We start from the raw sequence: 14,620 nt of genomic DNA, 5'->3' as shown, positions 1-14,620 counted from the left end.
AAGGCCCCGCTCCGGCGGGGCTTTTCTTTGGTGGACGCGCCTGCCGCAAGCGGGCAGATTGCCATGATGGGAGCGGGTTTCGATTATATCGTTATCGGCGCAGGTTCGTCCGGCGCCGTCGTTGCATCGCGATTGAGCGAGGACCCGGCCTGCCGGGTGCTGCTGCTGGAGGCAGGCCCGCCCAACCGCCATCCGCTGCAATTGATGCCGCTCGCCTTCCCGCGCGTGGCGCTGGGCAAGATCGGCACGTGGCAATTCGAATCAGAACCCGAACCGGCACTGGGCGGCAGGCGTCTGGGCATACCGCGCGGGCGCACGCTGGGCGGCACCTCCTCCATCAACGCCATGATCGCGGTGCGCGGCAACCGCCGCGATTACGACGACTGGGCGGCGCAAGGTCTGGAAGGATGGAGCTTTGACGAGGTCCTGCCCTATTTCCGCAAGCTGGAAAGCCATTGGCGCGGGGCGAGTGAATGGCACGGCGGCAGCGGCCCCGTCGGCATTAGCCGGATGGAGGGGCCGGACCTGTTGTGGGACGCGCATCTGGCTGCCGCGCAGGCTGCCGGAATAGCTTATTGTGACGATCCCAACAGCGCCGAACAGGACGGCATCAGCCGGATGGAATCGACCGTTGCCGGCGGACGGCGCTCCAGCAGCGCGCGCGCCTATCTGAAACCCGCGCTGGGTCGCCCCAACCTGACCGTGGTCACCAATGCGCTCGTCACCCGCATCGTGCTCAAGGGCGGCCGGGCGACCGGGGTGGACTATGTTCAGGGCGGACGCGACCAGCACGCCCAGGCCTCGGGCGAAATCATCCTGTCGGCAGGCGCCTATGGCTCACCCCATCTGCTGATGCTTTCGGGAATTGGCGATGCTGGCGAATTGCAACAGTCCGGCGTGTCACCGCTGCATGACCTGCCCGGCGTTGGCCGCGATCTGGCCGATCACCCGGTCATCATCAACGAATATGAGCTGATCGGCGATGAAGGCCTTACCCGTCACCTGCGGCTGGACCGCGCGGCGATTGCGGCGGCGCGCTGGTTTGCCAATGGCGGCGGTCCCTTCGGGATGACCGGCACGCTGGCCAATATCTTCACCCGGTCGAGCGAGAGCATTGACCGTCCCGATATCCAGATGATGTGCCTGCCGATGAGCGGCGATGCGCGGCTGTGGATGCCGGGGCTTCAGCGCAGGCCGGTCTCCCACCTGTCCGTGCGCACGGGATACCTGCCGCTCAAGTCGCGCGGATGGGTGAAGCTGCGATCATCCGATCCGCGCGATGCCCCGCGCATCTTCCTCAACATGTTTGCCGAGCCCGGTGACATGGATGGCATGGTCAGATCGATGCACATCACCAGAAATGTCTATGCGCAGCAGCCGCTGGCCAGCTTGATCCGGCGTGAGAATCTTCCGGGGGCCGATTGTCGCACCGATGCCCAGATTGCCGATTTCATTCGTCAGAACGCCACCCACCGCGCCCATCCCGCAGGATCGTGCCGGATGGGCGTTGATGAGCATGCCGTGGTCGACAATCAGCTGCGCGTGCGCGGCATAGACGGGCTGCGCATTGCCGATGCATCGATCATGCCATCGCTTCCACGCGGCAACCCCAATCTGGCTTGCATGATGATAGGTGAAAAGGCTGCCGACCTTGTCCGTCAGGCCACGAAATAGCTGGTAGCCAGCCACTGACCCAGGGCCATGCGTCCCATGCCCTGCCAAAGCCATGAAAAACATGAATATGGCATAGACAGAAGCGGCCCTTTTGCATCACACCCTAAAATGATAGGTCTTGGTCTAGCAAGCTTGGAGGGTTAGGTTTTTGGTTAATCATGCGACAGTTCAGACGGTGGAAGAACAGCCAGCGCCAGACATCAGTCTTCTCGCGGAAAGATATAATCCGCTGGAACAGCGGTTCAGGCCGGAAGATTCGCCTTTTACCACGCTGTTCGCGGACATCACCCATCGCTGCAACATGGCCTGCCGCAACTGCTATATCCCGGTGCGCGACTTGCCCGATCTGCCGGTGGACTGGCTGTATGATATCCTTGCCCGCCTGCCGCACCGCACCCGCATCCGCCTGGTCGGGGCAGAGCCGACTATGCGCGAAGACCTCCCGGAGATCATCGCAAAAGTGCGCGAAATGGGACACCTGCCGGTGGTGCTGTCAAACGGCCTCAAGCTGGGCCGCGCCAGCTATGTCGCCAGGCTGAAGGAAGCCGGCCTTGGCACGTGTTACCTGTCACTCAACGGCGGGCTGCGTGATGATCTTTATCTGGAAATTGATGAGCTGGCCTGCGCCGATCGCAAGCTGAAGGCGCTCGACAATCTGCTCGCCGCGAGAATCCACGTGACCACCGGCACAATCATCGTCCCCGGCGTGAATGACGCGCATTTGCCCGAGTTCCTCGAATTCCTGGTCGCCAAAGGCGTGCGCGACATCCACCTGCGCTCGGTCGGTGAAGTGGGCAATTACATGCAGGGCAAGTCCTTGCGGCTCGACGCTCTGGAAGAGATATTCCGAGCCTCTCTGCCCGCCAGCCTTCCCCAGCCCGAACTGATCGGTGAATATGGCTCGAGCCGCGATTTCAGGGCAGGCCGCGTAAGTATCCAGCTGACCGAGTGGCCTGAACTCGGCAGCCTCGAACGCGGGCGCATCACGCCCGATGGCTGGCTGGAACCGATGTTTGAAAGCATTGTGGCAAATGCTGGCCACTACTGAGCAGCGCCCGCTGGAGCGGGAAGAATTCCGCCAGGCAATGGTGGATGCGATTAACGCCATGCGTGCGGAAGACTCGCGCTTTTACCGGCTGCTCAAATCGGGCCGTTGCCCCAAGGCCATCATCCGCCAATACGCCGAAGCAACAGTGCATTCGGCCGAACGGTTCTGCGCCTTCGTCTCGCAACTGGCGCAGCAGGCACCCGATCCGGTTTCACGCCTGAACCTGATTGAGAACCTGCTGGAGGAAGAAGGCGTCTCGCTGGTGACCAGCGGACTTCTGCACCGGCCCGAAACCGCTCACCCTGCCCTTGCCCGCCGGTTTGCCCGTGCGGTGGGTGCCAATGAAAACCCGCAAGTTGCCAGGCACGCCGTCGCCGAAGGGTGGAAAATGCTGGAGAATGGCGAGTGGGTGGAAGCTGTCGCGCATCTGCTGGTGGGTCAGGAGCTGCATTTTGCTGATGCGGCGCCGGCCATTGCAGAGGCACTGGAAGCTGCCGGTATCGCCAGGCATGACGTGGCATTCTTCTGGGTTCACAAGACAGCCGATCGCGAACACGGGGAACAGGCGCTCGACATCGTCTTGCGCCATGCGACCACCCGCGACCAGCAGGAGCGCTGCATTGCCGAAGCCCGCCGGGGAGCCGAGGCGTGGATGGAGGCCCATGGCGGCCGGGTGAATTGATCGGTTCAGACCGGGCGCAGCTGTGAATTTTGCCAGCGCCCCTTTCCTGCTGATATTCCTGCCGCTGGTGCTGGTGGTATTCCATGCCATCAGGGGAGAGCGTGCAGGCGAATGGCGGATGGCCTTCCTGACGCTGGCATCGGCGCTATTCTACGTCAGTTCGGGCTGGCAGAATGCGCTCGTGCTCGGCTCCTCCATCGCGGTCAATTTTGGCTGTGCGAAAATGATGATGGCGGCCAACGAAGGCCATGTGAAACGGCGCAAGGCGATCATGTGGCTGGCGGTGATCTTCAATGTCGGCCTGCTGCTGACTTTCAAGCTGACGATCCTTGCCGCCGATTCTCCCGATGGTTTCAATGCTGCGGAAGATGTGCTGCTGCCGCTGGCGCTGTCTTTCGTCACTTTTCAGCAGATCGGTTTCATCACCTCGGTCCAGAAGCGGACGATCACGCAGATCACGCTGCGGCGCTATCTGTTCTTCGTGCTGTTTTTCCCGCAGCTGGTGCTGGGGCCAATCATCCGTTTCGAGGATGTGAAGCAGCAACTCGACGATGGCGCACTGGTGCATGTCGATCCGCGCTGGGTGGCAACCGGACTGGCGATTTTCAGCCTGGCGCTGTTCAAGAAGCTGGCCCTGGCCGATCCGCTGGGGCGCGCGGCCACAAGGGTCTTCGACGCCACGCTCACCGGGCCGGTTCCGCTGGGCGATGCATGGTTTGCGATCACCACTTTTCAGTTCCAGCTATTCTTCGATTTCACCGCCTATGCGGAAATGGCCATCGGGCTGGCGATGATGCACGGCATGCGTGTGCCGCTGAACTTTGACCGTCCACTCTTCGCCCGTGACCGGGCAGACCTGTGGCGGCGCTGGCACATCAGCTTTACCACCTTCATGCGCGGCAATGTGTTCCTGCCGCTGGTCAGGCGCTGGAAGTGGCCCGTCTGGGCGGCGCTGGCGATGACCGGCATATTGTCCGGCCTGTGGCACGGTCTGGGCGCGACGTTCGTCATCTGGGGGCTGTTGCAGACCGCGATCCTGCTGTGGCTGCATGCGCGCGCGACAAGCAGGAGGGCATCGGGCCGCAGGCCGCTGCCAATACCATTGGCCATTGCCCTGACTTTCCTGACCACCTGCCTGATAGGGGCACTGTTCCGCGCTCCCGACATCATCGCTGCGCAGCACATCTACACCAGCTTGCTGGGCGCGGGTGGATGGCATGGCGGCCAGTCACTTGTCACTCTGAGCCAGCTTGCCATGGCCATAATGGCCGCGCTGTTGATCTGGGCCGCGCCGGACTTTGGCCAGCTGTTCCGCAACCATTGGCAATATACGGAATTGCGCCCCACTGCGGCCAAACCACCACGTCATTGGATCGAGGGCGTTCTGCCCTTCCGGCTTAACCGGGCGTGGGGCGTTATCTGCGCGCTGGCGGTGGTAATCGCACTGACACTGCTGGCCCGGCAGGTAGGCGCGACGAGGTTCGTCTATGTCCAGTTCTAACGCCAGTCCCAACCCGCGCGGCTTTCTGGCTGCATTTGCCTGCACGCTGGCGCTGCTGGGAGCCGCTCTGGTTGCCGCGCTGGTTATCGTCGATCCGCTGGGCGCGGGTCATGGCAATGCGCTGTGTCCAGCCGGGGCGAAATCCAGATTGCCGGACTACTTCAAATTCATCATCCCGCAGACTCAGAACGCGCAATCGGCCATCCTTGGCACCTCACGGGTCCATTTCGGCTTCGATAGTGCGCTGCTGGAAGAAACTGGCGGGACCGGTACGGTAAACTTGGGCGTTTCAGCCGCCCTCAATGCCGATTTCGATGTGCTGGCAGAGGAGATGCTTGCCGTCGGTCCTGCGCCATCGCTCTTTGTCGGCACCGATTTCAACCTTACTCACCAGGAACGGGGCGAAGAACCGCCGGGACGCAATGAACGCGCAAGCGGCAATGTCTTGTCCCGCTTGCGCGCATATTATTTCAACCGCGGAGCAATGATCCAGCTGCCGAAGTCCATTCCCGATTGCACGGCAAGAAACCATGCCGACGGCTCGCCCATTCTGTTCGATTCAGAAACCCCGTTCAGCCTGGCGCGGATACCCCGCGATTCAGAGATACTGGTCGAACGATTTCGCGCGGTGGATTCGCAGAGACTCGCCAATCAGCGTCTGGCTCAGCTCCAGGCGCAGCTTCGATCCTGGAAGGCGCGTGGGGCAAATGTGGTGATTTTTGCCGCGCCTTACAGTGATGATTTTCGGGCTGTGGTGGAGGATGCAGGCATGACCGATGCGTTCGAAGCCTATCATCGCGCCCTCGCCCGGATTTCCGCGCAAGAGGGCGTACCGTTCCTCGATTTCCACGGACCCCGGCAATTTGCCGCGCTGGACATGCAGCCGTGCCCCGGCGGCGGAATCCAGTGCCATTATTACGACCTGACGCATTACGACCGCAGCGTAGCGCAGGCGATGGCACCTTTTCTGCGCCGGGCAATGGACCGCACCGTTCGCAGTCAGGAGCACAACTGAAGGCACATTTTATTCGTGCAGCACATTTTCCAAAAACTGATACGCTGGGCCACCGCGCAAAGACGCGGGGCACCCACGGGGGAGACGGGGGATGGCATCAACAGACGCTGAACAGGGCGGGACCACACCTGCCTATCAGACCATGATGGTCGTGCTGCTGGGCGTGAACATGGGCGTGGTGTTCCTCGACAGGAACGCCTTTGGCCTGCTCGCCCCGATGATCCAGCCGGAGTTCAATCTCACCAACACGCAGATCGGGATGATCACCGGCGTGCTGGCGGTGACATGGGCTTTTTCCAGCTACGGCCTGACACGGCTGGCAGACATCACCGGGCGCACCAAGGCGCTGCTGATCTTCGGCACGGTGATCTTCTCCATCGCCTCCATCAGTTCAGGCATGGCCATCGGCTTTCTGACCCTGCTGGCGGCAAGAGCGCTGATGGGCATAGCAGAGGGCGGATTGCCGCCGCTCAGCACGCATATCGTTACCACCGAAGTCGCTCCGGAACGGCGCGGTCTGGCCATTGGCACGCTCTCGACGCTGGGCATCAATGCCATTCCGCTGCTGGGGCCGCTGGTGATCGTGGGCATTGGCACGGTGTACGGATGGCGCGAAGCCTTCTGGATTGCCGGCATTCCGGGGCTGATCATGGCCGCGCTGATCTGGTTCCTGGTCCGCAATCCTCCGCGCGAGACATTCAAGGATGCCCCGGTTGGCGGTATCCGGCCCTTGCTGCGAACGTACAATATTCGCATCTCCATGGTGCTGGCCACGCTCAACATGGCCTTTTTCGCGTCACTGCTGGGCTTCTTCCCGCTCTATCTCGTCAACGTGCACGGCTTCAGCAATGCCATGATGGGCGTGGTGCTGACGGTGATCGGGGGTGCCTCGGTATTCTATGGTTTCGTGGTCCCCATGCTGTCTGACAAATACGGGCGCAAGGCGGCGCTGATGGGCAGCTATGCCATCGCCGTAACGGGGCTTCCGCTGATGATCTTCAGCGGCGGATCGATGCCGATGCTTTTTGCAGGCGGTATGCTGGCGGTGGCGGGTGCGGCCGGGTCCGGCATATTGATCATGAATGTGATCCCGGGAGAATCCGCACCCCCCAACCTCAGGGCAACGGCGATGGGCTTTAATGCCGCAGTGGGAGAAATGCTGGGCGCAGGCGCGATGCCGGTGGTGATCGGCATGGTGGCGGACCGGTTCGGCCTTTCAACCCTGCCGTGGATACTGGCAGTGCTGGCCGCCGCGATCTGCGCGGTCACGCTGGCCTTGCAAGAAACCGCGCCCAGGCTGGTTGCGGCCCGGTCGGCCTGAGCGGTCTAGCTGACCGGTCCATTCCGCCAGCCGATTGACAAGACCACGCAAAACCCGCCACTCCCTTGCCCAACAGGGGACGGGGACGCGCAAATGATTCAGCTGACAAACACAGGCAATCGCGCAGGTGCGGTCCGGCTTGCGCTGGCAGGCGCGGCACTGATGCTGCTGACTGGCTGTGCAACGCCGCAGGCAGAACAGCCTTTGCAGGGCGAAGCTGCCGCACCCGACCCGCTCAATCCTCAGCTGCGCGCAGCCGGAACCGCCGTTTATCAGGCATCATGCGCCGCCTGCCATGATGGCGGTCTGGGCCATGCGCCCAATCGCTCCGCACTGGCGCTGCTCAGCCCGGAGGATATTCTCCAATCGCTCACCAGCGGCGTGATGCAGGAACAGGGCTCCACACTTTCCACCGAAGAGAAGATGGCGGTGGCGCAGGTCGTCGCCAACCGTCCGCTGGGCAATGTTCAGACGGCGAATGACGTACTGATGTGTTCGGGCGAGGCAGCGCGCTTTGACTGGTCCGCCCCGCCGGTATTCCAAGGCTGGGGCCTTGATGCCGGCAATGCGCATTTCATCGACACGCAAACCGCCGGGCTTGGCCGCAAGGATGTGGCGCGCTTGCGGCTGAAGTGGGCCTTCGCCTTTCCCGGCGCCATCGATGCAAGATCGCAGCCCGCACTGGCTGGCGGTTCGATCTTCGTCGGCGGGGCAAACGGCACATTCTATGCGCTGGACGAGGATACCGGCTGCGCCCGCTGGAGCTTTGAGGCTGCATCGGGCGTGCGCACGGGCGCGGTTGTCAGCAGCTGGGAGGCAGGCGACGATCAGGCCACTCCGCTGGTCTATTTCGGAGACAACACCGGCAATCTTTACGCCGTGGAAGCGGCCACCGGCACGCCCGTGTGGCAACGCCGCGCCGATGCGCACCCGCAAACCCTGCTGACCGGCACGCCAGCGCTGCATGGTGATACGCTCTACGTGCCCGTTTCATCGGGAGAGGAAGGCCCGGCAGCGCTGCCCACCTATGAATGCTGCACTTTCCGCGGATCGCTGCTGGCGGTGAACAGCCGCACAGGAGAGGATCGCTGGCGGCAATATATGGTCGATGAGCCTGTGCCGCAGGGCGAGAACAGCGAAGGCACCATCCGGCGCGGCCCGTCGGGCGTGGCGATCTGGTCCGCGCCGCTGATCGATGCCGAACGCGGGCTGGTCTATGTGGCCACGGGTGACAATTACTCGCAGCCCGCCACCGATCTGAGCGATGCGATCGTGGCGATGGACATGACCAGCGGCACCATCCGCTGGTCCAGTCAGGTGACGCAGGGCGATAGCTGGAACGTCGCCTGCTGGGCGGGCGCTTCGGGGCCCAATTGTCCTGAAGATGCCGGACCGGATTTCGATTTCGGTTCCGCTCCGGTGATAGCCGAGGGATCGGACGGGAAGACCTATCTGCTGGCAGGCCAGAAATCGGGCATCGCCTATGCGTTCGATCCCGATACCGGCGAGCAGCTGTGGCAGAACCAGGTTGGCCGCGGCGGGGAACTGGGCGGAATCCACTTCGGCATCGCCGCTGGCAACGGGCGGCTATATGTCCCTGTCAGCGATCTTGAAAACGGCGCGGTCTATGATGAGCCGGGCCGCCCCGGTCTCTATGCCATTGATATCGCCAGCGGTGACTTGCTGTGGAGCGCGCCCGCCCCCAACCCGTGCGGGGACAAGCAATTCTGCCAGCCCGCCTATTCATCGGCGATCACCGTCACGCCTGAACTGGTTGTGGCAGGCAACACCGACGGCCATTTGCGCATTCTGGATACCCGCAGCGGAGCGCTTCTGTGGGACATGGATACAGACATTCCCTTCCTCACCGTGAATGGCACCATGGGGCATGGCGGATCGATGAGCGGCGGCACGGCGCCAATCGTGCGCAATGGCACGATCATCGTGAATTCGGGCTATGCCTTCCTGGGCAAGCTGCCTGGTAATGTGCTGCTGGTATTCGAAGCGGAATAGGTCTGCGAGGGGTCAGACTGCGATCACCGCAAGCGGCCATTGCATGAATAACCTGTCTTTATGTGAATAAAGCGCCTATGGGGCCAATCGCGCTTCATTCCCGCCCCACCCATTCGCTTGTCTGAAATCGACATACAGGCAGGGACGGACGCAGCCACCCATCTTCCCCAGCCACCGGTCGCGATTGCCGACGGCATGTCTTTTGTGAGCGCAATGTCCTTTCCCAATCTCTCGCCCCATCTTGCCGATACGATCACCGAACGCGGCTATACAGAGCTGACCCCGGTGCAGGCCGCCGTGCTTGAACCCGATGCCCTTGGCCGCGACCTGCTCGTTTCCGCACAGACCGGCTCTGGCAAGACCGTCGCCTTTGGCCTGGCCATGGCAGAGCAGATGATTGGTGGCTCCGGCTTTGTGGAACCGTCCGACGGTCCGCTCGCCCTGATTATCGCCCCCACGCGTGAACTGGCACTACAGGTCAGCCGTGAGCTGAGCTGGCTTTATGCCAAGGCCGGCGCACGCATCGCCACCTGTGTTGGCGGCATGGATGCCTCCAAGGAACGCCGCAATCTGGCGCGCGGAGTGCAGATCGTTGTCGGCACTCCGGGCCGCCTGCGCGATCACCTGGAACGCGGCGCCTTGCAGCTTGCCAATTTGAAAGTGGCCGTGCTCGATGAAGCCGACGAGATGCTCGACATGGGCTTTCGTGATGAGCTGGAAGGCATTCTGGACGCAACGCCAGATGACCGCCGCACCATGCTGTTTTCGGCCACATTGCCCAACCAGATCGTCAACCTCGCCAAGCGCTACCAGAAGGATGCCAAGCGCATCTCTACGGTGGGCGATGATCGCGGGCACGGCGATATCACCTATCAGGCAGTGACCGTCTCCCCTTCGGAAATCGAGAACGCGGTGGTCAACCTGCTGCGCTATCATGAAGCGGATACGGCCATGCTGTTTTGCGCCACGCGCGACAATGTCCGCCATTTGCATGCCACATTGCAGGAACGCGGCTTTGCCGTGGTGGCACTTTCGGGCGAGCACACGCAGACGGAGCGCAACCAGGCGATGCAGGCGCTGCGCGATCGCCGCGCACGCGTATGCGTGGCCACCGATGTCGCCTCTCGCGGGATCGACCTGCCCAGCCTGAGCCTTGTCGTTCATGTCGAAATTCCGCGCGATGCAGAGACCCTGCAGCACCGTTCGGGCCGTACCGGACGCGCCGGCAAGAAGGGCACGGCGGTCATCATGGTCCCCTACCCGCGCCGTCGCCGGGTCGAATCGATGCTGCGCGGCGCCAAGATCCAGGCCGACTGGATTGAAGCACCGACCGCCAAGATGATCCGCGCTCAGGATCACGAGCGTCTGCTCGCCGCCCTGCTGGCTCCGGTCGAATTCGACGAGGAAGACCACAAGCTGGCCGAACGCCTGATGGCCGAACGCACCCCTCAGGATATCGCCGCAGCGCTGGTACACGCGCATCGCGCCCTGATGCCGCAGCCCGAAGAGCTGGTGGAAAACACGCCCGAGGCGCGCGACGCTGCGCAGAAGGAGCGCCATCGTCCCGGGTTCGAGGACGTGGCATGGTTCCGCATGGACATTGGCCGTTCGCGCAACGCCGAAGCGCGCTGGCTGCTGCCGCTGATCTGTCGCCGCGGCCATATCACCCGCAATGAGATCGGCGCGATTCGCATCGGTCCCGATGAGACCTATTTCCAGATCCCCACCGCCATCGCCGCCAAGTTCTACGATGCGGTGGAACGTACCGCTGCTGCGGAAATGGTCGCCGGGGAAGAGACGATTGCGATCCTGAAATCGGACAGCGGCCCGCGCGAAGTGGCGCGCACCAATCGCCGCCATGGCCGCAAGGACAATTCGGGCGGGAATGATTTCGATCCCAACAAGCCGCGCGTGTTCCGCAAGGGCAGCCCGCACAAGAGTGGCGGCCAGGGTGGTGGCAAGCCCGGATTCAAGAGCGCTTCGGGCGGCAAGTTCCAGGATGGTGGCAAGCCCAAGTTCAAGCCGAAGAACAAGGGCAAGCCCAAGTTCGCCGCCAAGAAGCACCGCGACTAGGGCACGCCTTTCACTCCCGCAACTGGTGCAACAGCGCCACTTGTGGGGGACAAAGCCCTTTTGCGGTAGCATGCGCGGCTTCCAGTCACTATGTGGCCAGCCATGAAGCCAAAGATGAAAGTAGCCATCGCATCGGACCATGCGGCTTTCGACCTGAAGGTCGATCTGGCACAGCTGCTGCGCGACTGGGGGCATGAGGTTATCGACCTTGGCCCGCACAGCGCGGACCGCGTGGATTATCCCGATTTCGGATACCGGATTGCCGAGGCGATTGCCGCCGGTGAGGCGGAACGCGGCGTGGCGCTGTGCGGATCGGGCATCGGCATTTCCATCGCGGTCAATCGGCATCCGGCGGCGCGCTGCGCCCTGGTCAATGATCCATATTCCGCTGCGCTCGCGCGGGAGCATAATGACGCCAATGTCATCGCCATGGGGGCAAGGTTGATCGGGCCGGATATGGCGCGCACCTGTCTCCAGACATTTCTTGTCGCCGAGTTTGCCGGTGGCCGCCATGAAGGGCGCGTTGCCAAGCTTACCCAGCCCCTGATTTCTTCGAACACGCAGGACCTCGCCTGATGAGCACCAACCCCGCCCCGCACAATGCCCTGACCCGCTTCTGGCAGGATGATCTGGCCGATGCCGATCCTGAAGTCGCCGCCATCATCGGCCGCGAACTTGGCCGCCAGCGCGACCGGATCGAACTGATCGCCAGCGAGAACATCGCCAGTCCCGCAGTGTTGCAGGCCACCGGCAGCGTGTTCACCAACAAATATGCCGAGGGCTATCCGGGCAAGCGCTATTACGGCGGCTGCGATTATGCCGATGAGGTGGAAACGCTGGCGATAGAGCGCGCCAAGCAGCTGTTCGGTGCCAATTTCGCCAATGTGCAGCCCAATTCCGGCAGCCAGATGAACCAGGCGGTGTTTCTCGCCCTGCTCAATCCCGGTGACACATTCATGGGCCTCGATCTCGCATCGGGCGGGCATCTGACGCATGGCTCACCGGTCAATATGAGCGGCAAGTGGTTCAACGCCGTGCCTTATGGCGTGCGCCGCGAAGACAGCCTGATCGACATGGACGAGGTGCGCAGGCTTGCCCATGAGCACAAGCCCAAGCTGATCATCTCCGGCGCAACAGCCTATCCGCGCACCTGGGACTTTGCCGCCTTCCGCGAAATCGCCGATGAAGTGGGCGCTTACCTGCTGGCCGACATGTCGCATTTCAGCGGCCTGGTGGCAGGCGGCGCGCATCCCAATCCCTTCCCCCATGCGCATATCGTCACCAGCACCACGCACAAAAGCCTGCGCGGTCCGCGTTCGGGCATCATCATGTGGAATGACGAAGCGTTGACCAAGCCTATCAACATGGCGGTGTTCCCCGGCATGCAGGGCGGCCCGCTGGTGCATGTCATCGCCGCCAAGGCCGTGGCCTTCGGTGAGGCGCTGCGCCCTGAATTCAAGGCCTATGCCGCCTCCATCGTGGAAAATGCCAAGGCGCTGGCCTCCAGCCTGGAGGAAAGCGGCCTCAACATCGTGTCGGGCGGCACGGATAACCATCTGATGCTGGTTGACCTCACACCCAAGGACGTGACCGGCAAGGCAGCGGAAAAGGGCCTCGATCGCGCGTTCCTGACCTGCAACAAGAACGGCATTCCCTTCGATACCAGATCGCCCTTCGTCACATCGGGCGTGCGTCTGGGCACACCTGCGGGAACCACGCGCGGCTTTGGCCCGGCGGAATTCCGCAAGATTGGCGCGATGATCGCCGATGTCGTGGACGGCATGAGCCGCAATGGCGACGAAGGCGACGCGCAGGTTGAAGAGCGCATTCGCCGCCAGGTGGCGGAATTGTGCGAGGCTTTCCCCGTCTATCCTGGGAGGTAACTGCTATGACCGGTCCCGAAGAACCACGCAGGGGCGAAGATATCGTCGAGGATGCAAGGGCAGAAATTGCCGCAATGGCCAAGGAAGGCCTGCGCCATCCCTCGACCAAACCGGTTTTGACAGGCGCTGCCGCCGGTGCGGTTGCCGGCGCGCTGCTGCCTGTGGTCAGCCTGCCGCTTGGCCTGATCATCGGTGCCGGCTTCATGTTCTACAAGCGCCTGCGCCCCTGACCCATGCGCTGCCCGTTTTGCGCCCATGATGACAGCCAGGTAAAGGATTCCCGGCCGACCGAGGACAACACCTCGATCCGCCGCCGTCGCCAGTGTGAAAGCTGCGGCGCGCGCTTCACCACCTTCGAACGTGTGCAGTTGCGCGATATTTTCGTGATCAAGACCGATGGCAAGCGGCAGAGCTTCGACCGCGCCAAGATCGAACAATCGGTCAGTCTGGCCTGTCGCAAGCGCGGGATAGATCAGGAACGCATCGACCAGCTCGTCTCCGGCATCCAGCGGCAGGTAGAAACCGCCGGTGAAAGCGAAGTGCCTTCCGCGCGCATCGGAGAGATGGTGATGGACGGCCTGCGCCAGATCGATTCGGTCGCCTATATCCGCTTCGCCAGCGTCTATCGCGATTTCAGCGAAGCCAAGGATTTTGAGGATTTTGCCAGCCAGGTTCGTGATGTCGGCGCAGAATAGAGCGCCGGTTATCGTCCTTGTCCGCCCGCAACTGGGTGAGAATATCGGCAAGGCGGCCCGCGCCATGCTCAATTTCGGACTGACGGAGTTGCGGCTGGTCACGCCGCGCGATGGCTGGCCCAATCCTTCCGCAGGTCCCGCAGCCGCCGGTGCCGACCAGGTGCTGGAACAGGCGCAGGTCTTCGCAACCACCGCAGATGCCGTTGCCGATTGTTCGCATGTCTATGCCACCACCGTGCGCAAGCGCGGGGTGACCAAGCCGGTCGTCACGCCCGATCAGGCCGCGCGGGAGATCGCCACCCAGGACGGGCGCAGCGCGATCCTGTTCGGGGCCGAAAGATCGGGGCTTGATTCAGAGGACGTGGCGCTCGCCCGGTCGATCCTGACAGTGCCGATCAATCCGCAATTCTCGTCCCTCAATCTGGCGCAGGCGGTGATCCTGTGCGCCTATGAATGGTCAAAGCACTGCGATCTGGCCATGCCGACCACCGAGGAAATTCTCCCGCCTGCGCCGCAGGAGGAACTTGAGGGCCTGATCGTCCATCTCGATACCATGCTGGATGCAAAGGGATATTACCGCCCGGCCGTGCGTGCCGAAGTGTCCCGCAAGACGCTGCGCACCTTGCTGACCAAGCCAGGCTGGAACCACCTCGAAGTGCGCACCCTGCGCGGCGTGCTGAGCTATCTCGCCCGCAAGGAGCGCTAAAACCCTTTC

Annotated in this window: 13 protein-coding genes; all 13 read left to right on the top strand. The window is 62.7% G+C overall.

The window, feature by feature from the left end; all coding sequences use genetic code 11:
• Positions 1–30 precede the first annotated feature (30 nt).
• Positions 31–1,674: a GMC family oxidoreductase gene (locus ABDZ98_RS09740; RefSeq protein ID WP_343807016.1), complete on the top strand. Its 1,644-nt coding sequence runs from the start codon at positions 31–33 to the stop codon at positions 1,672–1,674.
• A 175-nt stretch (positions 1,675–1,849) separates the two neighbouring features.
• Positions 1,850–2,722, top strand: coding sequence for a radical SAM protein (locus tag ABDZ98_RS09735; protein ID WP_343807013.1), 873 nt, complete (start codon positions 1,850–1,852; stop codon positions 2,720–2,722).
• Positions 2,706–3,404 (top strand): iron-containing redox enzyme family protein, encoded by a 699-nt coding sequence (locus ABDZ98_RS09730; RefSeq protein ID WP_343807010.1) that lies wholly within the window; start codon positions 2,706–2,708, stop codon positions 3,402–3,404. Before ABDZ98_RS09735 ends, ABDZ98_RS09730 begins: the two co-directional genes overlap by 17 nt.
• 22 nt (positions 3,405–3,426) lie before the next feature.
• Positions 3,427–4,905 (top strand): MBOAT family O-acyltransferase, encoded by a 1,479-nt coding sequence (locus tag ABDZ98_RS09725; RefSeq protein WP_343807007.1) that lies wholly within the window; start codon positions 3,427–3,429, stop codon positions 4,903–4,905.
• The gene (locus ABDZ98_RS09720) at positions 4,892–5,920 is read left to right on the top strand and encodes a hypothetical protein (protein ID WP_343807004.1); all 1,029 of its coding nucleotides are present in this window, start codon (positions 4,892–4,894) and stop codon (positions 5,918–5,920) included. The genes ABDZ98_RS09725 and ABDZ98_RS09720 overlap by 14 nt, the downstream gene beginning before the upstream one ends.
• Positions 5,921–6,011: 91 nt before the next feature.
• Positions 6,012–7,241 (top strand): MFS transporter, encoded by a 1,230-nt coding sequence (locus ABDZ98_RS09715; protein WP_343807001.1) that lies wholly within the window; start codon positions 6,012–6,014, stop codon positions 7,239–7,241.
• 93 nt (positions 7,242–7,334) lie between these two features.
• Positions 7,335–9,254, top strand: a complete 1,920-nt coding sequence (locus ABDZ98_RS09710; RefSeq protein WP_343806998.1) for an outer membrane protein assembly factor BamB family protein — start codon at positions 7,335–7,337, stop codon at positions 9,252–9,254.
• Between the two features lie 213 nt (positions 9,255–9,467).
• On the top strand, positions 9,468–11,327 hold the full coding sequence (locus ABDZ98_RS09705) for a DEAD/DEAH box helicase (RefSeq protein WP_343808925.1): 1,860 nt from the start codon (positions 9,468–9,470) through the stop codon (positions 11,325–11,327).
• 114 nt (positions 11,328–11,441) lie between these two features.
• A complete protein-coding gene (gene rpiB / locus ABDZ98_RS09700; protein ID WP_343806995.1) occupies positions 11,442–11,903 on the top strand; it encodes a ribose 5-phosphate isomerase B in 462 nt (153 codons plus the stop codon).
• Complete coding sequence (glyA, locus tag ABDZ98_RS09695) at positions 11,903–13,210, top strand: serine hydroxymethyltransferase (RefSeq protein ID WP_343806992.1); 1,308 nt, start codon at positions 11,903–11,905, stop codon at positions 13,208–13,210. Before rpiB ends, glyA begins: the two co-directional genes overlap by 1 nt.
• A gap of 5 nt (positions 13,211–13,215) precedes the next feature.
• Complete coding sequence (locus tag ABDZ98_RS09690; RefSeq protein ID WP_343806989.1) at positions 13,216–13,440, top strand: hypothetical protein; 225 nt, start codon at positions 13,216–13,218, stop codon at positions 13,438–13,440.
• A gap of 3 nt (positions 13,441–13,443) precedes the next feature.
• Positions 13,444–13,905, top strand: coding sequence for a transcriptional regulator NrdR (gene nrdR / locus ABDZ98_RS09685; RefSeq protein WP_343806987.1), 462 nt, complete (start codon positions 13,444–13,446; stop codon positions 13,903–13,905).
• A complete protein-coding gene (locus tag ABDZ98_RS09680) occupies positions 13,889–14,611 on the top strand; it encodes an RNA methyltransferase (protein ID WP_343806984.1) in 723 nt (240 codons plus the stop codon). Before nrdR ends, ABDZ98_RS09680 begins: the two co-directional genes overlap by 17 nt.
• Positions 14,612–14,620: the final 9 nt, after the last annotated feature.

The organism is Alteraurantiacibacter aestuarii (assembly GCF_039523595.1).
GTDB lineage: Bacteria > Pseudomonadota > Alphaproteobacteria > Sphingomonadales > Sphingomonadaceae > Alteraurantiacibacter > Alteraurantiacibacter aestuarii.
The sequence above is the reverse complement of the archived record's forward strand: the minus strand, read 5'-3'. Positions and strand labels throughout refer to the sequence as shown.

Coding starts and splice junctions, on each gene's coding strand:
- rpiB (WP_343806995.1), top strand. CDS start 11,442: ATGAAAGTAGCCATCGCATCGGACCATGCGGCTTTCGACCTGAAGGTC.
- ABDZ98_RS09730 (WP_343807010.1), top strand. CDS start 2,706: ATGCTGGCCACTACTGAGCAGCGCCCGCTGGAGCGGGAAGAATTCCGC.
- ABDZ98_RS09680 (WP_343806984.1), top strand. CDS start 13,889: ATGTCGGCGCAGAATAGAGCGCCGGTTATCGTCCTTGTCCGCCCGCAA.
- glyA (WP_343806992.1), top strand. CDS start 11,903: ATGAGCACCAACCCCGCCCCGCACAATGCCCTGACCCGCTTCTGGCAG.
- ABDZ98_RS09720 (WP_343807004.1), top strand. CDS start 4,892: ATGTCCAGTTCTAACGCCAGTCCCAACCCGCGCGGCTTTCTGGCTGCA.
- ABDZ98_RS09710 (WP_343806998.1), top strand. CDS start 7,335: ATGATTCAGCTGACAAACACAGGCAATCGCGCAGGTGCGGTCCGGCTT.
- ABDZ98_RS09705 (WP_343808925.1), top strand. CDS start 9,468: ATGTCCTTTCCCAATCTCTCGCCCCATCTTGCCGATACGATCACCGAA.
- ABDZ98_RS09715 (WP_343807001.1), top strand. CDS start 6,012: ATGGCATCAACAGACGCTGAACAGGGCGGGACCACACCTGCCTATCAG.
- ABDZ98_RS09690 (WP_343806989.1), top strand. CDS start 13,216: ATGACCGGTCCCGAAGAACCACGCAGGGGCGAAGATATCGTCGAGGAT.
- nrdR (WP_343806987.1), top strand. CDS start 13,444: ATGCGCTGCCCGTTTTGCGCCCATGATGACAGCCAGGTAAAGGATTCC.